General features: G+C 68.2%; 11 protein-coding genes. 5 read left to right on the top strand and 6 right to left on the bottom strand.

From position 1 onward, the window contains the following. Positions 1–138: 138 nt before the first annotated feature. On the bottom strand, positions 139–1,266 hold the full coding sequence (locus H9654_RS16855) for an alpha/beta fold hydrolase (protein WP_191771882.1): 1,128 nt from the start codon (positions 1,264–1,266) through the stop codon (positions 139–141). Positions 1,267–1,381: 115 nt separating this feature from the next. Beyond that, positions 1,382–1,861: an RDD family protein gene (locus H9654_RS16850; RefSeq protein WP_191771881.1), complete on the bottom strand. Its 480-nt coding sequence runs from the start codon at positions 1,859–1,861 to the stop codon at positions 1,382–1,384. Positions 1,862–1,918: 57 nt separating this feature from the next. Here H9654_RS16850 and xerD point away from each other — a divergent pair, with 57 nt between their 5' ends. Continuing rightward, on the top strand, positions 1,919–2,896 hold the full coding sequence (xerD, locus tag H9654_RS16845) for a site-specific tyrosine recombinase XerD (RefSeq protein ID WP_191771880.1): 978 nt from the start codon (positions 1,919–1,921) through the stop codon (positions 2,894–2,896). Between the two features lie 4 nt (positions 2,897–2,900). Here xerD and H9654_RS16840 read toward each other — a convergent pair whose 3' ends face one another. After that, positions 2,901–3,938 (bottom strand): hypothetical protein, encoded by a 1,038-nt coding sequence (locus tag H9654_RS16840; protein WP_191771879.1) that lies wholly within the window; start codon positions 3,936–3,938, stop codon positions 2,901–2,903. A gap of 154 nt (positions 3,939–4,092) precedes the next feature. Between H9654_RS16840 and H9654_RS16835 the strand changes: the two genes are divergently transcribed. Then, entirely contained in the window at positions 4,093–4,860 is a 768-nt protein-coding gene (locus tag H9654_RS16835) for a thioredoxin fold domain-containing protein (RefSeq protein WP_191771878.1), read from the top strand. A 523-nt stretch (positions 4,861–5,383) separates the two neighbouring features. Here H9654_RS16835 and H9654_RS16830 read toward each other — a convergent pair. From H9654_RS16830 to H9654_RS16820, 3 genes are all read right to left on the bottom strand, one after another. Then, entirely contained in the window at positions 5,384–7,477 is a 2,094-nt protein-coding gene (locus tag H9654_RS16830) for a glycosyl hydrolase family 18 protein (RefSeq protein ID WP_191771877.1), read from the bottom strand. Between the two features lie 213 nt (positions 7,478–7,690). Beyond that, complete coding sequence (locus tag H9654_RS16825; protein WP_191771876.1) at positions 7,691–8,917, bottom strand: OTU domain-containing protein; 1,227 nt, start codon at positions 8,915–8,917, stop codon at positions 7,691–7,693. Between the two features lie 153 nt (positions 8,918–9,070). Beyond that, a complete protein-coding gene (locus H9654_RS16820; protein ID WP_191771875.1) occupies positions 9,071–10,792 on the bottom strand; it encodes a hypothetical protein in 1,722 nt (573 codons plus the stop codon). A gap of 138 nt (positions 10,793–10,930) precedes the next feature. Here H9654_RS16820 and purL point away from each other — a divergent pair, with 138 nt between their 5' ends. The 3 genes from purL to H9654_RS16805 all read left to right on the top strand — a co-directional run bounded on the left by purL (position 10,931) and on the right by H9654_RS16805 (position 24,469). Next, positions 10,931–14,812 (top strand): phosphoribosylformylglycinamidine synthase, encoded by a 3,882-nt coding sequence (gene purL / locus H9654_RS16815; protein WP_191771874.1) that lies wholly within the window; start codon positions 10,931–10,933, stop codon positions 14,810–14,812. 439 nt (positions 14,813–15,251) lie between these two features. Further along, positions 15,252–22,406 (top strand): ESPR-type extended signal peptide-containing protein, encoded by a 7,155-nt coding sequence (locus H9654_RS16810; protein ID WP_191771873.1) that lies wholly within the window; start codon positions 15,252–15,254, stop codon positions 22,404–22,406. Between the two features lie 164 nt (positions 22,407–22,570). Further along, a complete protein-coding gene (locus tag H9654_RS16805) occupies positions 22,571–24,469 on the top strand; it encodes a S8 family peptidase (RefSeq protein ID WP_191771872.1) in 1,899 nt (632 codons plus the stop codon). The last annotated feature ends 131 nt before the right edge of the window (positions 24,470–24,600 follow it).

Below are 24,600 nucleotides of genomic sequence, written 5' to 3'. Positions count from 1 at the left end.
GGGGCTGGGCGGGGGCGTTGAGCGCCATGGATGGCGCGAAACGAGGCCCGCATGGACGCAGTTTTTGCCGTCCCCCGACCAGCCCGACCGCCCGGCCCAGCCCAAGGCTGGTGCTTTCAACCCAGCCGCGAGGGGGCATCACCCGTTCGACCCACCCACACCTTGCGCAAGCGCCATGAAGTTCGCCTCAAGCGGAAGCCGCGGTGCCGGGCACAGGCCATCCGGGGCGGAAACATCACGCGACATCCAGTCATCCACGATGCCGCCCAGCAGATCGATCCGCATCGGCAGGGTGATGTGGTCCTCGCCGCGCATTTCGATGTAGTGCGCACGCGGACTGGCCTGTGCCAGCCGGCGTCCCTGGTCCACGCGGATATGCTGGTCTTCGTCACCATGCAGCAGCAGCACGCAGGCGCGGCTGGCGGCGACCGCACGGCTGACATCCACCTGGTCCAGGTCCACCCCCAGCCGCCGGTTGGCTGCGGCGATCACCGCGTCCATGTCCTGGTCGGCATACCGCCAACGGGCGTACGCCGCCACCGCCTGCGCCTGCCAGCCATGCGGCTGGCTGGCCAGCAGGTGCGGGATCATGCTGCGGATCGCATCGCCGGCGTTGGCGAAGGATTCCATCGCCACCACGCCCTGCACGTCGTCGCCCAGCTTCTCGGCAGCAAACAACGCGGTCGCAGCGCCGTAAGACACTCCGAACAGATACAGCGGTCCCTGCACTTCACCGGCCGCACGCAAGGCACGGATGACATCGATCACCTCGTCCGATTCCACCGTTCCATAACCTGCCGGGCCACCGCCTGAGTGACCGTGGTTGCGCAGGTCGATGGTGATGACGCGGTAGCCGGACTGGGCCAGCTGCAGCGACCACGGCAGCATCGCATCGCCACTCATCATCCAGCCGTGCAGCAGCACCACGGTGCCGCGCGGCGCACGCGCATGGAACGGCCGCGGTGGCTCCAGCCGCAGGTCCATGTCCACCGGCCCGCCGCCTTCATGGCGCGGGCGCGCATAGCGGTAGCGCAGCCCGTAGTCGCCTGCGTCGAAGGCACGCCAGAACAGGCGAACGTCCTCACTGCTGGTCACGTAGCCATTCCGGTTGGGCAGGGTGGCGATGGTGGCTGCGATATGCGCCTGGTCGAGCAACGGCGAGGCACCGCCGGGCGATACCAGACGTTCGCTCAGCGAGGTGGAAGCAGTAGGAGAGCAGGCGGCCAGCCACAGGCACGCGCAGGCCAGCAGCAGGCGCATCATCATCAAGGCATCGAACGGATTGGCCGCACAGGCTACGCAGCGCCCCCGTCTGCGATCTATCGTGGATCGATGACGGCTTGATGACAGTGCGGCGTTGGTTCAGCTACGCGGCCCGGACTCATCGCTTGGGACGGCGGATCATCCGGGTGCCGCTGGCGCGGTCGTGCCAGGTCAGCCGGTCGCGGTCGATCAAGGCCCACCAGAAGCCCAGTCCGGCAAGGCCCAGGGACACGCTGGCAACGGCATAGCGCACCCACAGCGAGGGCAGCGACGGCGCCTGCACATCATCGCCGGTCACCGCGATCCGCCACGGCCGCATGCCCAGCGTCTGGCCGCCACGGCGCCAGCTCCAGGTGGCATACAGACCGGTCAGCACCCAGCAACACGCCCACAACGCCCACTGCCACGTGCTGAACGGAGCGATGTTTTCGTGGGTTGTGTGGCCGTTGATGGTGAATGCAACCACGAACAGCGATGCGGCCAGCATCCACAACGCAAGCGCCGGGAAAAGGTCGTACAGCAAGGCGAGCAGGCGCCAGCCAAGCAGGGCAGCAGGGCGCACGGCAGCGGCGGCAGGGGCATCATGCGGATCAGCCATGCGGGGAAGCATACGCAATGCTGGTGGGGTGCGCAGCGTGCGGCGTATCCTTCGGCCATGTCCGTTGCTTCCTCGCCTGCCGAACGCCGCCAGCTGATCCAGGCGCTACCCGAACTCGACGCCGCCGATTCGGTGGTGATCACCCGGTTTCTTGATGCCGCCTGGGCCGAACATGGCCTGGCGCGCGCCAGCTTGGACAGCTACCGGCGGGACCTGGAAGGACTGGCGCGCTGGCGCAGCGGACAGGCCGGCGGCCTTGCCGGCGTCGATCGCGCCGGCTTGTTCGACTACCTGGCCTGGCGTACCCGCCACGGGTGGTCGCCGCGCAGCAACGCGCGTTTGCTGTCGGCCCTGCGCGCGTTCTTCGCCGACAGTGTCCGCCGTGGTGCACGCAGCGATGATCCGACCGCCTTGCTGGATCCGCCGAAACTGCCACGGCTGCTGCCCAAGGCGCTGGCAGAAAGCCAGATCGACGCGCTGCTCGCGGCTCCCGACATCGATACGGCGCTGGGCCTGCGCGACCGCGCGATGCTGGAACTGATGTACGCCGCCGGCCTGCGCGTAAGCGAACTGGTGGGCCTGCCGGCAACCGCGGTGAACCTTCGCCAGGGCGTGCTGCGCGTTACCGGCAAAGGCAGCAAGGAACGGCTGGTGCCGCTCGGCGAGGAGTCCCAGCATTGGCTGGAGCGCTACCTGCAGGAGGCGCGGCCGCAGCTGGCGAACAAGCGCAGCGTGCCGGCCGATGCCGGCGGCCAGGTCCCGCTGTTCATCGAACCCAGCCTGCGCCCGCTCAGCCGCCAGGCATTCTGGCACCTGGTAAAGCGCTATGCGGTGCTGGCCGGGATCGATCCGGTGCGGATCAGCCCGCACGGCCTGCGTCACAGCTTCGCCACCCATCTGCTCAACCGGGGAGCCGACCTGCGCGCGCTGCAGATGCTGCTCGGCCACAGCTCACTGTCCACCACCCAGATCTACACGCTGGTGGCGCGCGAGCACCTGCAGAAGCTGCATGCCAAGCATCATCCGCGCGGGTGACCGGCTAGGCGCTGCTGCTGGAGCCCCCGCGTTGCGCGGCAGCTGCCGTCCGGGCCCGGTACAGCAGCAGGCGGTCCACGGCTTCCCGCTCCAGTCGATCCGCATGCGCCTCCCACCGCAAACCTGCGGCAGGGTCACCGGAGCGGGGGGGTATGAGGGCGTGCTGCTTGACCTGCTGCCTGATGTACTCCAACAGCTCGAAGGTGCACTGGCAGACTTGCTCGGCGGGTTCGACGTCCGGCTCCCGCAGCGCTAATGCGTCGTCAACTGCGCCTCCCATCGTGTCGCGGAACACCTCAAAGTTATCCGGAACCCCACTCCCGCTCCGGGCATGGGCGGCGAGCTGCGTCCATGAAGGGGGTACCGGCCGGACGCTGTCAGGCTCGGCCGGCAGCAACGCAGAGGCCGCGCTGCCCAACATCAGGCGGACTGCATGCCAGGCTTCATCCGGCCCGTCCGGCTGCTGTCCCGCGACGGAGTGCAGGATCTCGCGTCCCGCGCGACGTTCGAGCTGCTCCATCTGGTCCAACGGGCAGGCCGAATCGACCGCTTCCAGATGCGCCAGCTGGCGGACCTGGGCCAGCAGGTCGTCGGAACGGGTGATATGGCCCAGCCATACCGCGTCAGCCAGCATGCAGCGTGCCCGTGCACGAACCATGGCCGGTGCCAGCAGTACGCCCAGCGCCTGTTTCTTCTCTTCGGTTGCCGTGCAATAGGCGCGTACCAGGACGCTCCGGAATGCCGACGCCGTGGCCACCGGCTGGCGTGCCACCGCCTCATGGCAATCACTGTCCGGCCGCAGCCGTGTGTTGAGCAGCACGTCCTGGCTGGCAAGTCGGCTGGCTTGGCGGTACAGCTGGTCAACGCTCAGGCGTCCTTGGCTGAAGCGGTTGGCGAGCTGTTGCTCCTGATTGCCGATGCCGGTCAATGCGGCGCTGAATCGGGAGGGGGAATAGTGCGCACTGGCCAGCCTGACCTTGGCGGTAAGCTGGTTGAGGACGGTCGCCCGGAACATCAATCCGAGCTGGTTGAGGATCTGCATGAAGCGGCCCGTTGTGTTTTGCAACGAGCTTGCGGCAGGCCTTTTGTGAAAGCTTCCATCAATCGCTCAGGCGATTGCGACACCAACAGCCCATCGCACGAGGCTCAGCCCTGCTGTGCGAGAATCGGACTCCTTCTGATCCTGCGGGCCCCCGATGTTACGAGTCCTTACTGCCGCGCTGTTCGGCCTGCTCAGCCTCAGTGCGTGTGCGCAGCCTGCGCCGCCTGCCGCGAAAACGCCCGCTGCCCCCGCCGCCTCGTCACGCGGTGGTGCCGAGCAGAGCGTCCGCGCTGCGTTGACCCAGCTGGATCCCAACTTCAAGCCGGACTACATCGGTGCCGCCCCGTTTCCCGGGTTCCGCGAAGTGGTGGTATCCGGCCAGGTGCTGTACGTGTCCGATGACGGCAAGTATCTGATGCAGTCCCAGCCCTACGACATCCAGGCCAAGGCGCTGGTCAACAGCGAAGGTCTGTTGGCGTATCGTCGCGGCCTGCTGGAGAAGGCCAATCATGGTGACCGCATCGTGTTCGCCGCGCCGAATACCAAGCACACCATCAGTGTCTTCACCGATATCGAGTGTGGTTACTGCCGCAAGCTGCACCAGGATATCGCCGAGCTCAACCGCAACGGCATCACCGTGGAGTACCTCGCCTTCCCGCGCATGGGCCTGGGCAGCAAGGACTACACCGACATGATCTCGGTCTGGTGCGCCAGTGATCGCCGCAAGGCCCTCACCGCCGCCAAGCAGGGCAGCCCGGTGCCGGCCAAGAACTGCACCAACCCGGTGGCGATGCAGTACGCGTTGGGCCAGCAGCTCGGCGTCAACGGCACGCCGGCGATCTTCGCCGCCGATGGCACCCAGCTGGGTGGCTACCTGCCCCCCGCGCAGTTGAAGGCCGCACTGGACCGCCGCGCGCGCTGAGGGACGCGTCCTCCAGGATGCTGGTCGGTCCGGCGTCCTGGCGGAAACCGCTGCAGTAAATATGCAAGCCGGCGCGGTGAGGCGCGTGCAGGGTAGAGGTCTTCTGCTGGAGATTGCCTCTCATGATGCTGCGCGCTTCTGCTTCCTCCGTTTCACCGCCCCGTCCGCTGGGTCCACCGCCGGCCCCGCCGCCGAGAGTGCCCATCGCCACCCGCCCGGCCGGCGCTGTTCCCACCGCGATCGCCAACCTGCCGCCGCGACCTGCCACGGCGGGCGCGAAGGATACGCCGGACACCAGCCGAGACGACGCCGCCACGGCCATCCGCCGGGTGTCCATCTGCAGTAACGATTCGGATACCTGGCCGCTGGGCAGCGCGATGACGCGCTGTTCCTGAAGGCACCCTCTGGCAGCTGGCCGCTGCGGCCGGCCCGTGTGTTCCGCCTGCGGCCGGCGCAACCTTTCTGATGCCAGGTAACGCAGACGACGGCTCCCCGCAGTGATCGCGGGGAGCCGCCGCTGGTCTTACTTCAGGCCATCACTGATGCTGCGCGACAGCGTGCCCTGCGTGTCGTCGCCACTGAACTCCCAGAAGAACGCCCCGCCCAGCCCCTGGGCTTTGACATAGGTCATCTTGCGGGTCACGTTGGCGGGAGTGTCGTAGCTCCACAGCGTGCTGCCGTTGTAGGCCCAGGTGGCACCGGCCGCCGTGTCGGTGTAGGTAGGCCAGCCCAGGTTCTTCAGCACCTTCCAGTCTTCTATGCCGGCTTCGTAGGTGCCCGGCGCAGCGCCTGACGCGGTCTGGTACATGCCGTTGTTGCCGCCGCCCACGCCGTTCCAGCCGCGGCCGTAGAAACCGATGCCGAGGTTCAGCTTGGATGCCGGTACACCACGCGCGATGAAGGCTTCGATGGCGTCATTGCTGTTGTACTGCAGCTGGTCGCCGGTGGACGGGTCGGCGGCGGCATTGAACAGCGCCGAGTGATGGTTGGTCCGCGGATCCCACGCGCCGTGGAAGTCGTAGGTCATCACGTTGATGTAATCCAGGTACGGATGATAGGCGGCTGGATTGGTGACCCGGATCTTGTCGATGCCGGCGCCCACGGCGACCGTCAGCAGCAGGCCCGGTCGCACCGCATCCAGCTGGCGGCGGAACTCGGCCAGCAGCGCGGTGAAGTTGGCGTTGTCTTCCGGCGCACCGCAGGCGATGCCGCAGGCGACCGGATACTCCCAGTCGATGTCGATGCCATCGAACACGCCCAGTGCTGCCGCCGTGCCGCCCGCGCCATCGGTGACCGGCAGGTTGCCGCGGATGTACGCGTCGATGCACGAGGCCACGAAGGCCTGGCGGTTCTCCGGCCGGGCGGCGCTGGAGAAGCCGCGCGACCAGGTCCAGCCGCCGAGCGAAATCAGCGCCTTCAGGCCCGGATGCTTGGCCTTCAGCTGCTTCAGCTGGTTCCAGTTTCCACGCAGCGGCTGGTCCCAGGTATCGGCACTGCCACTGACGCTTTCGGCGGCGGAGAACGATTTGCTGTAATCGGCGAAGGCATCGCCCCCGGCGCCGGTATTGGGGTCCGAAGGCTGGGTGACGCCGACTTCGCAGCGATTGTTGCGTACGTTGCCGAAGGCGTAATTGATGTGGGTCAGCCCCGCCGCCGAGCCGCTGCTGTCGATGTTCTTTACCCGGTAGTTGCGGCCATAGATGCCCCACTGGGTGAAGTAGCCGATGACCCGCTTGCCGGTGGTGCCACCATCGCCGGCCAGGGTCGTCGCGCTGACGGTACCGCCCTGGGCGGATGCATTGCCGGCATTGTCGCGCGCACGCACGCGGTAGCTGTAGGTCGTGGAAGGGGATAGACCGCCATCGAGGTACGTGGCGCTGGAGGGCGAGCCGACCAGACTGCCGTTGCGGTACACGTCATAGCCGGCCATCCCACTGCCACCGCTGTTGTCGATGGACGCGTTCCAGCTGAGGGCAACGCTGTTGGCGGTGCGGGTACCTACGGCGAGCCCGCCAGGCACACTGGGCGCGGTGGTGTCGCCACTGGCCGCGTTGACGGTGATGGTGATCGTGGCGGTGCTGGCCGTGGCGTTGTTGTTGTCGGTGGCCACTGCGCGCAGGGTGTGGGTACCGGCGCTGGCATTGGCCCAGCTGGCGCTGTAAGGCGCACTGGTGTCGATGCCGATGGAGCTGCCACCACGGAAGAACTCGACCTTGCTGATGCTGCCATCGGTATCGCTGGCGTTGGCGCTGACGTTCACCGTGCTGCCGGCGCTGAAGGTGGCGCCGTTGGACGGGGAGGTCAGGCTGACCACCGGCGGCTGGTTGCTGCCGCTGCCGTCGCAGGCGCCGAGGTTGGTGTAGTACGGGGCGCCGGCCGGGTGGTCCGGCGGGGCATTCCAGATGTCCTGTTTTGCCTGGTACAACACCCCGCCTTTCTGCAGGGTGTCGCCTGTGCGGTAGATCTTGGCCTGGTCCCATTGGCCCACCCCTGCGCAGTTGGCGGCTTGCGCCAAGCCGGGCAGGGCGCCACTGATGGCCAGGGCGAGCAGCCACCCGGGGCGATGGGGGAACGAGCGGGCGGGACGAGCGGCACTGCGTGCAATCGGGTCATGCATGGGATATCTCCGATCGAATCAGATTTTCGCGCGGGTCACGATGAGGCCGCGCGTGACGCAGGTCCGCGCGCCGCAGGCAAGCGGCGGAGGGGAGCGGACGACACCGCCACCCTGGGGTGGTCAGTGACGACAACGTTGTCATCAATGCACACCGCAAACCGTGAGCTGGTTCGCTTTTTGTGTGTGAAGGTGGTTTCCCCTACATCGCGGGAATTACAGCCGGAGACTCTCCCGGTGAGGTCGCGCCGATTCCCGCAGTGTCAGGTTTGCAGCATTTGCCGCGCGGATGATGTTCCAATAGGCGTTGATGTCTGCGGTGATGCACTGCTCATGCTTGTCCAGTGATTCATTCGCGCTGAAGCCTGCCAACGTGTCAAGCATCTCGTTGATCACGCCGTGCTTGATCTCCGCGCCCTTGGCAAAGAGATCGGCTTCATCAAGCCCCGCGGGATTGTCCGTGAGTACCTGTTCGATCCGGTCGGAGTAGTGTTTCCGGGCTGTTCTAAGTGCGGCCTGGATCCGATGCTGCAGTGTCGTATCAACGGCGTCGAGCATCCCGGCCACTGACTCCCCCAGATCGTTGACCGTTTGTTGCTGGATCGACGACAGAGCCTGCGGAGAGTAAACATCCGTGGCAAGGAGGTCGCCGTTCTCGAACCTATAGACGTCCGGCGCGACCGAGCCGATGGCGCGCTGCTCGGTCAGCGGTCCCTCAACGGCGCTCAGGAGCTGCAACGCATCCTGTCGGGTCCAGAGATGCTCTGCGAGCTGTTGGCGCAGGGCCAGGTTCGACGTCGCTATGTCGGGGCTGCCCAGTGCCTTGGACAGGCAGCTGAAGAAGCAGTCGCCATCGGCCGCAACCTCATCGACGACCCCATCCTGGTCGCGCCGCAGCAGGCTGAAATGACGGTCGTGGCGCAGCAGGATGATCTCGTCGTCCTCTACCTCGGGCAACACCTCGCGGCCCGGATAATGATGTGCCTCGGGTTGCCCAGGGCGGTAAAGATGGATCGCGCCATTGTCGGTATCCACGATGCGCAGCGCGCGGCCTTCGGGCCAGTTCGCGCTGTCAACGATGAACGGAACCAGGTCACCAGCGCCTTCGTTCCACACACGCGGTTGCTGGAGCAGCTCCAGGGTGAGGCCGACGCACAGCAGATCTCGTTGCTGATCGGTGAGCTGTGCCGACCGGGGACAGCGCGGATCAGGCATTCGAAACGCATCGCGAATGCCGTGCAATGTAACCAGCGACACGCTGGCCAGCTGGATGCCAAGTTCCTGGGCAAGCAGTTCGAAGGCGTGCCTGCTGATGGGCGCATGCACAGGCGCCGTTGCAGCCTGGCTGAACGCGAGGAACGCGGGATGCCGCATGCCGGTGAGAAGCTCACCGTTTCGTGGCAGCTGGGCGCTTGGTTCTGCGCCGTTGCGGATAGTGGCCACCGGAAATCCGAAACGGTCACTTGAACGCGGGCGTATGGCCGGCGAGGTCACTGTTACGGGTTGCGACGTAACGCGCAGCGCCGACAGGTTACTGGAGGAGTGGGTTGCAATCACAGCGGGTGGATTCCGAAAAGGAGAGGCGTGCGGCAGGCTTCAGCCGCTGGGGTTTCGCGCCTGGGCGATTTCTGTGCTGATGCGCTGCACGGCGACGTCCGCGGTCCGCGTGGCAGCGGTCGCGTTTGCCTTTGGTGCGTAGTCCCCGTTCTGCCACTTCAACTTGATCTTGGCGATCCTGTCCAACGCGCGATCGCCTGCTCCCTCCCCCGGCCTGCTGGCCGGCTGCGACGCGGTTGGCGCGCTGGCCGGCACCACCGCTTTCGCAGGTTGCGCCTCATTTCCTGCCGCCCGGGCGGCGGCTGCGCCCAGCACGCCAAAGGTCAATCGCGGCAGCGACGCACGCGCGACGTGGGCCGCCGGACGCTCCATGGCGGTGCGCAGGCCGGGGCCGACGTTGCGCCTGATGGAGGTGAGCACTTGGTCGGGATCGAACTTGCCGTTCTTCAGGATGAGGCCGGTGAATGCGCACAGTTCCCGCGCGCTGGCGGGCAGGGTTGGCCGCGCGCTCTGCTCAGTAGCGGTCGTCTGCGCAGGGATGAGAAACGAAGACGATTTCGGACCCCAGGCCTGCACGCCTTGCGCGTAGTTGAGCAATCGGTGGGGCACCAGGGCGGGGCGCTGCGCCTGCGATGCGGCCTGCACGGCTGCGCTGGCCTGTGCGGTATGCATAACGGGAGGGTTGTAGACGACGCGGATCATGGGGATTTCACCTGCAAAGGGAAGGTGGCTCCAGCTTGGCCGCCACCGCGCCGGGACGCCGTCAGAAATCGCGCGGCTGCTGGCTCGCCAACGGTCATGTCCGGCCATCGCGGCACCGACCAGGGCTCGATGGATGCCGTAGGGATGCAGTTCGCTTTTCTGCGGGCGCGTGGGATGGCTGTGCGGGGGATGGGGGCAGTGCGCCGATGGCTTCGGAATCAGGCCACGCAGCAGGTCTTCAAGGCGTTGCATGTCCGGGCAGTGGCGGCGCCGCGCGGCCATCTGCCGTGCGCTGGCAACGGCCTCTGCGGCCAGGTCCTCGTCATCGGAAGCGCACAGTGACAGGCCGCTGTCGGGTGAGCCGGACATGCCGTGCAACGGACCCGTAATGGACTTCCACACCCGGGACTCACCCCCGGCCGCGGCATCCCGCGCCTGCTTCAGCGCGACCGCGCGCGCCACCGTGCCACGCACAACGCTGGTGCTGGTGCGGCTGGGCCAGGGCTCGCTGCCGTAGCTTGTATTGCGCTCCAACAGCGGCAGTCCCTGCAGGCTGAGCAGGCCCAGCGGATGACGCTCCTCGCGGCGCACCACGATCTGCTGTTCGCACAACCGGCTTTCCAGATCCAGGCTGGGTTCGAAACGCTTGCGCACGGCCTCGACGATCCTCGGCGGAGCCGACACCTGCGGCCTCTGCCAGGGGCCGCAGCGGGCCAGCGCGAATACGCGCGACGGCGGCAACGGGAGGGTGCCGTACAGCGCCCGGGGCGGTTGAGGGTGCGCTTGCGGTCGCTGCGGCGAGGGTGCGGGGCGTACCAGGCTGAGCGGGTCCGGCTGCCGTTGCCAGAAGCGCATGGCGTTTTCACGCACGGCGCGAAGCCCACCCAGGTCCAGCTGATGATCGGCGATCCGGCCCGGCCGGCAGTTGACGACATGCCGGGGCACGGGGGCGGGGGCCAGCCCGGCCGCGCTGATCTGGCGCAGGCCCTGGCGCAGCAGGGCGGTCGAGGACAGGGAACCGGGCGTAGTGGACAGAATGGTCGCCGAAGCAGAAAGCATGGCAGCGTGCCCGTCGGGAAAGGGGCGATCACCTTCGCGCGTGGTCCGCGCAGCGGCCTCCAGTAATCGGCCATCCGGGCCCGCCGCGCCGCTTCCGGTACACTATCGGGCCCGTTTCCCAACCACGGTTCCCCGGACATGATGGTCCTCGAGGGCGCGCCCGCCCTGTCGGCGTTCCGCCGCGAACGTCTCGAATCCCGCCTGCAGTCCATTGCCGCCGATCTGCGCATCAGCGGGGCCTGGCAGGTCTACTTCATCCAGCCCGACGGGCAGGGCGTGGCCGATACCGCCACGCTGTCGCGGATCCTGGAGGCGCGCGAACGGGCCGAGCCGGTGGCCGATGGCGCCACCCAGCGCTTCGTGGTGCCGCGCCTGGGTACCCTTTCGCCGTGGTCCAGCAAGGCCACCGAACTGGTGCGCGGTGCGGGCCAGCCGGTCAGCCGGGTGGAACGCGGCCTGCGCATCGATGTGCTGGGCTGGCCGACCGACCCGGCGGTGCAGCAGGCGTTGGTGAAGGCGCTGCATGACCCGATGACGCAGTCGGTGCTGGAGACGGTGGAGCAGGGCAGCACGCTGTTTTCCACTCCGGCGCGCGGCGAACTGGAACGTGTGGCACTGGATGACCTGGAAGGCGCCAACCAGCGCCTCGGCCTGGCCATGGCGCAGGACGAGATCGACTACCTGCGCGAGCGCTTCGGCCAGCTCGGGCGCAAACCGTCTGACGTGGAACTGATGATGTTCGCGCAGGCGAACTCCGAGCACTGCCGGCACAAGATATTCAATGCCAGCTGGACCATCGACGGCCAGGAGCAGGATCGTTCGCTGTTCCGGATGATCAAGAACACCCACCAGCAGACCCCGCAGCACACGCTCAGCGCGTATAGCGACAACGCTGCGGTGATCGAGGGCCATCCGGCCGCGCGTTATCGTCCGGATCCGGCCAGTGGCGAGTACCGCAGCGAAGCGGTGCTGCCCAGCGCGTTCCAGATCAAGGTGGAAACCCACAATCATCCGAGCGCGATCGCTCCGTTCCCGGGCGCGGCGACCGGTGCCGGCGGTGAGATCCGCGACGAAGGCGCGACCGGACGCGGCGGCAAGCCGAAGGCCGGCCTGACCGGTTTCTCGGTGTCGCACCTGCGCATCCCGACCCTGCCGCAGCCGTGGGAGGCGCCGCGCGCGCTGAACCCGCGCATGGCCCCGGCGCTGGACATCATGCTCGACGGCCCGCTCGGCGGTGCCGCGTTCAACAACGAATTCGGCCGACCGAACCTGCTCGGTTACTTCCGTACCTTCGAGCTGGCAGAGGGCGGCATCACCCGCGCCTACGACAAGCCGATCATGTTGGCCGGCGGCCTGGGTGCCATCGATCGCGTGCAGGTCGACAAGCTTCCACTGCAGGCCGGCGATGCGGTGATCGTGCTGGGCGGCCCGGCGATGCTGATCGGCCTGGGTGGCGGTGCCGCCTCGTCGGTGGCCTCCGGTGAAAGTGCCGAAGACCTCGATTTCGCCAGCGTGCAGCGCGACAACCCGGAAATGGAGCGTCGCTGCCAGGAAGTGATCGACCGTTGCGTTGGCATGGGGCTGGACAACCCGATCAAGTTCTTCCATGACGTCGGTGCCGGCGGCCTGTCCAATGCCATCCCGGAGCTGCTGCACGATTCCGGCGTGGGCGGGGTGATCGACCTGGGCAAGGTGCCCAGCGATGATCCCTCGCTGTCGCCGATGCAGCTGTGGTGCAACGAATCGCAGGAACGCTACGTGCTGGGCGTGGCTCAGGAACGGCTGGCCGAATTCGCCGCGCTGTGCGCGCGCGAGCGCTGCCCGTTCGCCGCCGTGGGCGTGGCGACCACCGAAGAACACCTGGTGGTGGCCTACGGTGCGACGCCGGGCAACATCCCGGCCGATGCTCCGATCGACCTGCCGATGGACGTGCTGTTCGGCAAGCCGCCGAAGATGCATCGTGATGCCAGTCACCCGCCGGCGCCGCGCTGGCCGGCGCTGAAGACCAGCGGCCTGGACCTGCATGAAGCCGGCCTGCGCGTGCTGGCGCACCCGACGGTGGCGGCGAAGAACTTCCTGGTCACCATCGGCGATCGCAGTGTCGGTGGCCTGACCGCGCGCGAGCAGATGATCGGGCCGTGGCAGGTACCGGTATCGGACGTGGCGATCACCTTGACCGGCTTCGATGGCGTGGTCGGCGAGGCGATGTCGCTCGGCGAACGCACCCCGTTGGCCCTGCTGGATGCCGCCGCATCGGCGCGCATGGCTGTCGGCGAGGCGATCACCAACCTGTGTGCCGCCCCGGTGGATGCGCTGGATGAGGTGAAGCTGTCGGCGAACTGGATGGCCGCGGCCGGCCACGAGGGCGAAGACGCGCTGCTGTACGACGCGGTCAAGGCGGTGGGCATGCAGTTGTGCCCGCAGCTGGACATCAGCATTCCGGTCGGCAAGGATTCGCTGTCGATGCAGGCGCAATGGCATGACGCAGGCGAGGCGCACAAGAGTGTGTCGCCGGTGTCGCTGGTGATCACCGCCTTCGCCCCGGTGCTGGACGTGCGCCAGCAGCTGACCCCGCTGCTGCAGCGGGACCTGGACAGCGAGCTGTGGCTGATCGGCCTGGGTGCCGGCAAGCAGCGCATGGGCGGTTCGATCCTGGCCCAGGTGCACGCCGACCACGGTGGCCTGCCGGCCTTCGGTGGCACCGCGCCGGACCTGGATGATCCGCAGCGGCTGCGCGCCTTCTTCGAACTGATCCGCGACGCGCGCCGTGACGGCCTGCTGATGGCCTACCACGACCGCAGCGACGGCGGCGCGTTCGCCGCACTGTGCGAGATGGCGTTTGCCTCGCGGATGGGCCTGGACATCCTGCTCGATGCCTGGGGCGATGATCCGTTCCGCAGCCTGTTCAACGAAGAGCTGGGCGCGGTGGTGCAGGTCGCGCGCGAAGACCGGGCGGCGTTCGCCGACCTGGTGGAACGCCACGCCCTGACCGAGTGCGCGCAGCGTATCGCGCGGCCGACCACCGCGCCGGTGGTGCGTGTATCGCTGCACGGCGAAAACGTGGTCGAGTGGCGCTGGGAAGCGCTGTTCGATGCCTGGTGGTCGGTCACCCATGCCATGCAGAAACTGCGTGACAACCCTGAGACCGCCGACCAGGAGCGCGAGGTGGCGCGTGCGTTCAATGCGCCGTGCCTGAAGCCGAAGCTGGGCTTCGACCTAGATGAGGACATCGCTGCGCCGTTCATCAACACCGGCATCCGGCCGAAGGTCGCGATCCTTCGCGAGCAGGGCGTCAACGGCCAGATTGAAATGGCGAACGCCTTCGAACGTGCCGGCTTCAGTGCGTTCGATGTGCACATGAGCGACCTGATCGAAGGCCGCGTGGACCTGCGCGATTTCACTGGCCTGGCCGCCTGCGGTGGCTTCAGCTACGGCGACGTGCTCGGCGCCGGGCGTGGCTGGGCGACCTCGATCCTAGAGCGCAACGCGCTGCGTGATGCGTTCGCGGCGTTCTTCGCGCGCGAAGACAGCTTCTCGCTGGGCGTCTGCAATGGCTGCCAGATGATCAGCCAGCTCAAGTCGATCATCCCGGGTGCCGAGCACTGGCCGCAGTTCCGCCGCAATGCCAGCGAGCAGTTCGAAGCCCGCACCGCGCTGCTGGAAGTGGTGGAATCACCTTCGATCCTGCTGCGCGGGATGGCCGGTTCGCGGCTGCCGGTGGCGGTGGCGCACGGGGAAGGCCGCGCGGTCTTCGACACCGCCGTGGACCAGGCCGCGGCACGGGTGTCACTGCGCTATATCGACGGCGACGGCAACGTGGCCAGCCAGTATCCGCTGAACCCGAACGGGTCCCCTGGGGGCATCACCGGCCTGACCAGTACCGATGGCCGGGTCACGATCATGATGCCGCATCCGGAACGCACGCCACGCGCGCTCAACCTGAGCTGGGCACCTGCTGAATGGCAGGGCGACTCGCCGTGGCTGCGGATGTTCCGCAACGCCCGCGTATGGTGCGGCTGAATACCGTTCAGTGATGCAGAGCGCCAATTCGCAGGCGTACTGAGAACCCGCCGGGCAACCGGCGGGTTTTTTCTTGCGGCGCGCCCAATGGACGACGTTGGGCGCCGATGGGTGACTGAACAGGCAGCCTTGCGCTCCGTGGCAGCAGGCCGGCTTCTTCACATGAATGCACTGAACCGAGAAGGCAGTCACGTCATTTCTTTTTTCTTCGTCAAGGTATTGACGTTGAGAAAAGTTCACGTTAAACCTTTAGCTCGTTCTGGAAACATTCAGTCAGCCACACCCGCAGGACCGCGCGCACCGCTTCACGTTGCACTGCGCGCCGTTCGGCAACTGCAGTAAATCACGCGAACAAACGCCCTCAGGGGACGTTGGGCCATCGGGCCCGGCGGTGGCGTTGCTTTGCCCGAAAACCAGCCCAACCAGGAGTCGTACGCAGATGAATCGGATTTATCGCAAGGTCTGGAACAAAGCACTCGGACAGCTGGTCGTGGCCTCGGAACTGGCCTCTTCCGACCAGCCCGGCAACGTCATCGACAAGCGCCGCCGAGGCAGTGGTCCGATCCTGGTGGGCGCCTCGTTGGCGATGGCCTTGGGATGGGGAGCGGCCATGCCGTCGGCCTTGGCCCAGTCCGTTGCAGTCGGTGGCACCGAAGAGTGCACCCTGGCGGACGGCTCGCTGGCGCAATGCGCGGTGACCGGCACCGCGGTGGTGTCCGGTGCGACCGCGGTGGCCGTGGGTGACAGCAGCACCGCCACCGGCCTGTACGCCGTGGCCATCGGCGCCGATGCCTTCGCTGGCAAATCACTTGCGTCCGCCTTCGGTGGCGGCGCGCAGGCCACCGCGACCGGCAGCACCGCACTCGGTGCAGGCAGCGTGGCATCGGCCAGCAACAGCGTGGCGGTGGGCGCGGATTCCATCGCCACCCGCGCCGACAGCGTGTCGGTCGGCAGCGCCGGCAGCGAGCGCCAGATCACCAACGTGAAGGCCGGCACGGCCGACACCGATGCGGTCAACGTGGCCCAGCTGGACGAAGTGGCGGCCGTCGCCGACACCACGGCGAAGTATTTCCAGGCCACCGGCAGCGACGACAGCGATGCCGGTGCCTTCGCCGCCGGCGCCAATGCCACCGCCATCGGTGAAGCGTCCAATGCGCTCGCCGATGGCAGCACGGCCCTCGGCAGCGGTGCTGCCGCCGTGGCCAGCAATGCCACGGCGGTCGGTTTCAACGCGCTGGCCAGCGGCCAGAACAGCGCCGCCTTCGGCAACAACGCCCAGGCCAACGGCCCCGGCAGCGTGGCGGTCGGTGGGGCGGCAGTGGACGCCGATGGCAACCCGCTGATCACCAACGGCGGCGTGCCGGTGGATACCGGCGCCACCAGCGCCGGCGTGGGCGCCACCGCCGTCGGCGCAAGCGCCGAGGCAAGCGGTTTTGCGTCGTCTTCGTACGGCCTGGGGGCCTACGCCGGCGGCGCGCAGTCCTCCGCTTTCGGTGCGGTGTCCAATGCGATCGGCGATTACTCCACCGCCATCGGCACCGAATCGGTCGCCACCGGCACCAGCAGCGTGGCCATCGGCGGACCGGCGGACCTGATCCCGGGCCTGGGCTATTTCGTGCAGACCCAGGCCAGTGGCGAATCGGCCACGGCCGTGGGCGCCGGTGCCATCGCCAGCGGCGACCTCAGCCTGGCCAGCGGCACGCTGAGCGAAGCATCCGGCGAGCAGGCCACTGCTGTCGGTTACTTCGCCTACGCCCCCGGCGACCGGGCCAGCGCGCTCGGCGCGCAGAGCTGGGCCAGCGGCGAAGACAGCACTGCGGTCGGCTTCTACAGCACGGCACGGGGGGCCAACAGCGTGGCGCTGGGCGCCAACTCCGAGGCAGTGCGCGCCAATTCGGTCGCGGTCGGCAGCGTCGGCAACGAGCGCCAGATCACCGATGTAGCGGCCGGTACCGAGGCCACCGATGCGGTGAATCTCGAGCAGTTGGACGCAGTGGCTGCAGTAGCCGACACCACCGCCAAGTACTTCCAGGCCACCGGCAGCGACGACAGCGACGCCGGCGCGTTCGCGGCCGGCGCCAACGCCACCGCCATCGGCGAGGCGTCCAATGCGCTGGCCGACGGCAGCACCGCGCTCGGCAGCGGCGCGACCGCCGTGGCCAGCAACGCCACCGCAGTTGGCTTCAACGCGCTGGCCAGCGGCCAGAACAGCGCCGCCTTCGGCAACAACGCCCAGGCCAACGGCCCGGGCAGCGTGGCCGTTGGCGGTGCAGCAGTGGACGCCAATGGCGACCCGCTGATCACCAACGGCGGGGTGCCGGTGGATACCGGCGCGACCAGTGCCGGCGTGGGCGGCACCGCCGTTGGTGCCAGCGCCGAAGCCAGCGGCTTCGCTGCCTCGTCGTACGGTGTGGGGGCCTATGCCAGCGGCGCGCAGGCATCCGCGTTCGGCGCGGTGTCCAACGCCACGGGTGATTTCTCCACCGCCATGGGTACCGGCAGCGCAGCCACGGGCAACAGCTCGGTTGCCGTGGGCGCCGATTCGGCGGCCAGTGGCGGCTACAGCACCGCAACCGGCCAGGCCAGCATCGCCAGTGGCACCAACAGCGTGGCCGTCGGTGGGGCGCTGTTCGGCCTGCTCGCCACCGAAGCCTCCGGCAATTTCTCCACCGCCGTCGGTGGCGGTGCCTGGTCACCGGGTGCCAACAGCACCGCGCTCGGCAATGCGGCCGAGTCACGCGGTGACAACAGCGTGGCGCTGGGTGCTGACTCCATCGCCACCCGCGCGGACAGCGTGTCGGTGGGCAACACCGACCTGCAGCGGCAGATCACCAACGTGGCCGCCGGTACCGAGGGCAGCGACGCGGTCAACCTGGACCAGCTCAATGCGGTGGCCGCAGGTGCGGAGAACACCAGCAAGTACTTCCAGGCACAGCCGGAAACCGGCACCGACATCGGTGCATGGGCCGAAGGTGAAGGGGCGTTGGCGGCCGGTTCGGCCAGCAACGCCATCGGTGACGGCGCCGTCGCACAGGGCGCAGGTGCTGCTGCCGTCGGCAACGACAGCGTGGCGGTCGGCCGCAACACCAGCGCCGGCGGCGAAGGTGCGGTGGCCATCGGTGGCCTCGGCCAGGCGTATGACGAATACAACGCGCCGATCTTCAACGACGACGGAACCGCCGTGCTGACCGGCACCACCGCCAGCGCGGGTTCCACTGCGGTGGGCAACGCGGCGCAGGCTACCGGCCTGGTCAGCAATGCCTTCGGCTCCGGTGCACAGGCCACCGGCGACAACAGCTTCGCCGGCGGCAACAAGGCGCGCGCAACCGGCGGCTACAGCGTGGCGATCGGTGACAGCGCGTGGGCCAGCAGCGATGAAAGCACGGCCGTCGGCGGCTACAGCTTCGCCACTGCGGCAGGCGCCACCGCGTTCGGTTCCAGTGCCTGGGCCACGGCAACCAATGCCTCCGCGTTTGGTCCGGCGGCTTGGGCCAGCGGCAGCGGCGCGACGTCCATCGGTTACAACAGCTGGGCCGATGGTGCCAGCTCCACGGCGGTCGGCCGCGGTGCATTCGGCTACGGTGACTACAGCGTTGCGCTGGGTTACCAGGCGCTCGGCAACACCATCAACAGCATCTCCATTGGTACCAATTCCGAAGCGCTCGGCGAGAGTGCGATCGCGGTCGGTGCGGGCAGCAGCGCCGCCGGTGACAACAGCGTGGCGCTGGGGGCCGGTTCGATCGCCGATCGCGAACGCAGTGTCTCGGTCGGCAGTGCCGGCAACGAGCGCCAGCTCACCAACGTGGCAGCGGGTACCGAAGGCACCGATGCGGTGAACCTGGACCAGCTGGACGCGGTGGCCGCCGCCGGCGAAGCGACCAGCAAGTACTTCCAGGCCACTGGCAGTGATGACAGCGACGCCGGTGCCTTTGCATCCGGCGCCAACGCCACGGCCATCGGCGAGGCGTCCAACGCACTGGCCGATGGCACAACGGCGCTCGGCAGCGGGGCTACGGCGGTGGGCCAGAGCGCCACGGCGGTCGGCTTCAACGCGCTGGCAGCCGGGCAGAACAGCGCCGCGTTCGGCAACAACGCGCAGGCCACCGGCCCGGGCAGCGTCGCCGTCGGCGGCGTGGCCGTGGATGAGGACGGCAACGCGCTGATCACCAACGGCGGCGTACCGGTGGATACCGGCGCCACCAGTGCGGGGCTCGGCGGCACCGCCGTCGGTGCCAGCGCGGTTGCCAGCGGCTTCGGTGCAGCATCCTACGGTCTGGGTGCGTATGCCTCCGGCGCGCAGTCTGCTGCCTTCGGTGCGGTATCCAACGCCATCGGCGACTATTCCACGGCCATCGGCACGCAGACCATTGCCACCGGCACCAGCAGCACGGCCATCGGTGGTCCGGTCGATCTGCTGCCCGGGCTGGGCTTCTTCATCTCCACCGAAGCCAGCGGCGAAGCGGCCACGGCGGTGGGCGCCGGTGCGCAGGCCAGCGGTGACAACGCAACGGCGGCCGGCACGCTGGCGTTCGCCACCGGCGACCAGAGCACGGCCATCGGTTATTTCTCCACCGCTAGTGCGGTCAACTCGGTAGCGCTGGGCGCGGACTCGGTAGCCAACCGTGACAACACCGTGTCGGTAGGCAGTGCCGGCAACGAGCGCCAGGTCACCAACGTGGCAGCGGGTACCCAGGGCACCGATGCGGTGAACCTGGACCAGCTGGAAGCGGTGGCGGCAGCAGGTGAAACCACCAGCAGGTATTTCCAGGCAAGCGGCAGCGCAGACAGCGATGCGGGTGCTTTCGTCGAAGGCGAAAACGCCTTGGCCGCAGGCGAGGCCAGCAACGCCATCGGCGATGGCGCCGTTGCACTCGGCAGTGGCGCGACCGCGATCGGCAGCAATGCCGCCGCGGTGGGGTTCAATGCCTTGGCCTCGGGTGAAAACGCCAGCGCCAGCGGCTTCAACGCACAGGCCACGGCCGCCAATGCCATCGCCAGCGGCGCCAACGCCGTGGCATCAGGCGAGTACGCCACGGCCAATGGCGCAGAGAGCCTGGCGTCGGGTGAAATGAGTGCCGCTTTCGGCGCCGGCAGCATGGCCACCGGCGCCGGCAGCACCGCCAGCGGCGTGCTGGCTGAAGCCAGCGGCGAAGAAGCGGTCGCGGTGGGTTACTTCAGCACCGCCGACGGCAGCGGTGCCACCGCGGTGGGTTCCGAAGCGGTGGCGATCGGCACGACGGCCGCCAGCTTCGGCTTCGCTGCCGAAGCGACCGCCGGCTACAGCACGGCGGTCGGTGGCTACGCACAGGCGTCGGCGTTCAACGCCACCGCGCTGGGCAGCTTCGCCGATGCGTCGGGCGCGAACTCGGTGGCACTCGGCGGGGACTCGGTGGCCAGCGGTGCGTACAGCACCGCAGCCGGCCAGGCCAGCATCGCCAGTGGCACCAACAGCGTGGCCGTCGGTGGCGCGCTCGGTGGGCTGTACGCCACCGAAGCATCGGGCAACTACTCCACCGCCGTCGGTGGCGGCGCATGGTCGTCCGGGGTCAATAGCACCGCGATCGGCAACGCGGCGATATCGGCAGGGCTCAACAGCGTTGCGCTGGGTGCCGACTCCATCGCCGACCGCGACAACAGCGTGTCGGTCGGTGGCGGTGGGGCCACCCGCCAGATCACCAACGTGGCCGCCGGCAGCGAGGCCACCGATGCGGTGAACCTGGCCCAGCTGGAAGCCGTCGCTGCGGCCGGTGCAACGGCCAGCAAGTACTTCGCCGCCAGCGGCAGCGAAGACAGTGACGCCGGTGCGTTGGTGGACGGCGAGAATGCGCTGGCCGCAGGCGAAGCCAGCAATGCGCTGGGGGACGGTGCGATCGCGCTGGGCAGTGGCGCGACCTCGGTGGGTGCCAACGCCTCGGCAGTCGGCTTCAATGCCCTGGCGGCAGCAGCCAATGCCACCGCCAGCGGTGCCAACGCGGCCGCATCGGCCGAGTACGCCACCGCCAACGGTGCAGAGAGCGTGGCATCGGCTGAAACCAGCTCGGCGTTCGGTGCCGCCAGCGTAGCCAGTGGCACCGGCAGCACCGCTGCTGGCGCCTTGTCCGAAGCATCGGGCGTGGAGTCGGTGGCAGTGGGCTACTTCAGCAGCGCCGCCGGCGATGCGGCGACGGCCGTCGGTGCGGAGAGCAGCGCCAACGGCAGCGTGGCCGCCAGCCTCGGCTTCCGCGCCGACGCCAGCGGCGACTTCAGCACGGCGGTCGGTGGTCTCTCGCAGGCCAGCGCCTTCAACGCCACCGCAGTCGGCAACTCGGCCGTGGCCTCCGGCTCCGGCTCGCTCGCCCTTGGCGGTGACGCGCTCGCCAGCGGTGCACGCAGCGTCGCACTGGGCGCCGGTTCGCAGGCGCTAGAAGCGAACGTGGTGTCTGTCGGCGGCGGCAACGGAGCCAGTGCACCGGCGACCCGTCGCATCGTCAACGTGGCCGATGGTCGCCTGACCGCCGACAGCAGCGATGCGGTGACCGGTTCGCAGCTGAGCACCACCAACCAGCGCGTGGGTGCGGTGGAAACCAAGGTCAGCGATATCGACAGCCGCATCGGCGGCCTGCAGACCACCCAGGCCAACACCCTGGCCTACGATGACTCCGAACACGGCAAGCTGACCTTCGGTGGGGCCCAGGGCACGGTGTTGGACAACATCGCCGCCGGCAGCATCAGCGGCGACAGCCGCCAGGCGGTCAACGGTGGCCAGCTGTTCCAGTCGCTGGCCAATGCGGCCAGCATGCTGGGTGGTGGCGCCAGCGTCGGCCTGCAGGGCGTGTTCGTCGCGCCGAACTACATCATCCAGGGCAACACCTACAGCAACGTCGGCGACGCCTTGACCGCGCTGGACAGCCGGGTTTCCAACCTGGGCCAGAGCCTGGCTTCGGGTACGCCGGTCAGCACCGCACCGTCGCCGGCCGCCGGTGGCAGCGGCCCGTCCACGGCCGCCGGCGGCACATTGCCGGTCGCCACCCCGAGCGCGGATGTCAGTGCGCAGGCGGTGGTGGGCCAGGGCGCGGTCGCCAGTGGCGCAGGTGCCACGGCGATCGGCCTGGGGGCAACGGCCTCGGCGGACAACTCGGTGGCACTGGGCCAGGGCTCGGTCGCAGACCGCGCCAACTCGGTGTCGGTCGGCAGCGTTGGCAACGAACGCCAGGTGACCAACGTCGCCGCCGGTACCCAGGCCACCGACGCGGTCAACAAGGGCCAGCTGGACAGCGGCGTGGCCTCGGCCAACAGCTACACCGATTCGCGTGTCAAGTCGGTCGCCGACAGCTTCGACGTGTTCAAGGGCGATGTCGACGGCAAGCTGCGCAACATGGACCGCCGCATCGACCAGCAGGGCGCGATGAGCGCGGCGATGCTCAACATGGCCACCAGTGCGGCCGGTGTGCGCACCCAGAACCGGGTCGGCGTCGGCGTCGGCTTCCAGGGCGGCGAATCGGCGTTGTCACTGGGCTACCAGCGTGCGGTCAGCGACCGCGCAACGGTGACCTTCGGCGGCGCGTTCAGCAGTGATGACAGCTCGGTAGGCGTCGGTGCCGGCTTCGGCTGGTAACGCCTGGCCGAGCGCAGAAACACGGCGGCGACCGTCCGGTCGCCGCTGGCCAGTGAAGCCTGAGGGGGCGGGTCACGGCAACCCTGGCGAGGCCAGCCAGGGGTAGTTGCAGGGAGTAAGGCCGCAGGTTTGGTTCCACCATCGACCCAGAAGAGGATTTCGACGTGATCAACAAGCAGAACCTTCGCATCAACGTACTCGCCGCCGCCGTACTGTCGCTGACCGCAGGCGCGGGCATGGCCCAGGCCGCCGACCTGAAGGTCAGTGCGCCGCAGCAGGTCCCCGCTGCGAAGCAGCAGGCGGCGAACGGCATCATCGTCAAGTACAAGGCCGGCAGCAGCGCGGCGAGCAGCAGCGCAGCCAAGGTGGCGGTCGTCAATGGTGCGCTGTCGCGTGCCACGTTGTCCGGCAACCGCGGGACCGCCAGCGCCCGCGCTGCCGCGTTCAGTCCGCAGGTCGCCCGCCGGCTCGGCGTGGGAGCCGACCTGATCCGTCTGAAATCCCGCCTGGCCGGTGCCGACCTGGACAAGGTGCTGGCGGAACTGCGCGCCGACCCGGCCGTACAGTACGCCGTGCCGGACGCACGCATGTATGCCATCGACGCCGGCACCCCGGCGCGCGCGCGGGCCGTCGTACAGGCTGACGCAACACCGGCCCTGGTGCCGAACGATCCGTACTACGCGCAGTACCAGTGGCATCTGAACAGCGCCACCGGTGGCATCAATGCACCGGCTGCGTGGGATGTGGGTGCCGGCGAAGGCGTGGTGGTGGCGGTGCTGGACACCGGCATCCTGCCGCAGCACCCGGACTTTGCCAGCGGCGCGCTGCTGCCCGGCTACGATTTCATCAGTGATGCGGAAACGTCGCGTCGTGCGACCGACGAACGCGTCCCCGGTGCGCTGGACATGGGCGACTGGGTCGAGAACGACAACGAATGCTACGACGGCTCGCTGGCCGAAGACAGCTCGTGGCACGGCACGCACGTGGCAGGCACCATCGCCGAAGCGACCAACAACGCGCTCGGCATGGCCGGCGTGGCGCACAAGGCCAGCGTGCTGCCGGTGCGCGTGCTGGGCAAGTGCGGTGGCTACCTGTCCGACATCGCCGATGCGATCACCTGGGCATCAGGCGGCACCGTCACTGGCGTTCCGGCCAATACGACCCCGGCCGACATCATCAACATGAGCCTGGGTGGCGGCTCGGCCTGTGATCCGCTGTACCAGGACGCGATCAATGGCGCGGTTTCGCGCGGCACCCTCGTGGTGGTCGCGGCCGGCAATTCGGCCTCCAACGCGGCCAACTTCCGCCCGGCCAGCTGCAGCAACGTGATCGCAGTCGGTGCGAGCCGCATCACCGGCGGCATCGCCTCCTATTCCAACTTCGGTACGGTTGTAGACCTGTCCGGCCCGGGCGGCGGTGGCGGTGTCGACGGCAACCCGGGCGGCTACGTGTGGCAGGCCGGTTACAACGGCACCACCACCCCGACCTCCGGTGCCTACAGCTACATGGGCATGGCCGGCACCTCGATGGCATCACCGCATGTCGCCGGCGTGGCCGCCCTGGTACAGGGCGCGCTGGCCGATGCGGATCGCGATCCGCTGACCCCGGCAGAGATGGAGACGCTGCTCAAGCAGACCGCGCGCGCGTTCCCGGTCACCATCCCGGCCGGTACGCCGATCGGAACCGGCATCGTCGATGCCAAGGCGGCCCTGGATGAAGCATTGAAGGAGCCGTGCACCGAAAACTGCGCACCGCCTGCCACTCCGCTGACCAACAAGGTGGCCGTGGCCGGCATCGCCGGCGCCAGCGGCAGCGAGAAGCTGTACAGCTTCGTCGCCACGGCCGGCAAGCCGGTCAGCTTCGTCACCTACGGCGGCACCGGCAATGTGTCGCTGCACGTGGGCGCGGACACCGGCACCTCGACCGTGGTGTACACCGCCAAGTCGACCCGTGCAGGCAATGCCGAAACCGTGCGCATCACTGCGCCGGTGGCTGGCACCTACTACGTGAAGCTGGCCGGTGACGCGGCGTTCTCCGGTGTCTCGCTGCTCGCCACGCAGTAAGCCATCACGTTGATGTAGACGGCCCGCCAGCTTGCTGGCGGGCCTTTTTTATTTGACGCAATCGAGATTTTCCCGCGCTGAACGGCTGTGACCGACGGCGAACTGCTAAAGTCTGGACGATTGCAGGCGAG

It is taken from the genome of Stenotrophomonas lacuserhaii, assembly GCF_014836545.1.
In the GTDB taxonomy this organism is placed as follows: Bacteria; Pseudomonadota; Gammaproteobacteria; order Xanthomonadales; family Xanthomonadaceae; genus Stenotrophomonas; species Stenotrophomonas lacuserhaii.
The sequence above is the reverse complement of the archived record's forward strand: the minus strand, read 5'-3'. Positions and strand labels throughout refer to the sequence as shown.

Bases quoted from the DNA above. Each gene is read 5' to 3' on its own strand.
- H9654_RS16855 (WP_191771882.1), bottom strand. From the start codon at position 1,266: ATGATGATGCGCCTGCTGCTGGCCTGCGCGTGCCTGTGGCTGGCCGCC.
- H9654_RS16850 (WP_191771881.1), bottom strand. From the start codon at position 1,861: ATGGCTGATCCGCATGATGCCCCTGCCGCCGCTGCCGTGCGCCCTGCT.
- xerD (WP_191771880.1), top strand. From the start codon at position 1,919: ATGTCCGTTGCTTCCTCGCCTGCCGAACGCCGCCAGCTGATCCAGGCG.
- H9654_RS16840 (WP_191771879.1), bottom strand. From the start codon at position 3,938: ATGCAGATCCTCAACCAGCTCGGATTGATGTTCCGGGCGACCGTCCTC.
- H9654_RS16835 (WP_191771878.1), top strand. From the start codon at position 4,093: ATGTTACGAGTCCTTACTGCCGCGCTGTTCGGCCTGCTCAGCCTCAGT.
- H9654_RS16830 (WP_191771877.1), bottom strand. From the start codon at position 7,477: ATGCATGACCCGATTGCACGCAGTGCCGCTCGTCCCGCCCGCTCGTTC.
- H9654_RS16820 (WP_191771875.1), bottom strand. From the start codon at position 10,792: ATGCTTTCTGCTTCGGCGACCATTCTGTCCACTACGCCCGGTTCCCTG.
- purL (WP_191771874.1), top strand. From the start codon at position 10,931: ATGATGGTCCTCGAGGGCGCGCCCGCCCTGTCGGCGTTCCGCCGCGAA.
- H9654_RS16810 (WP_191771873.1), top strand. From the start codon at position 15,252: ATGAATCGGATTTATCGCAAGGTCTGGAACAAAGCACTCGGACAGCTG.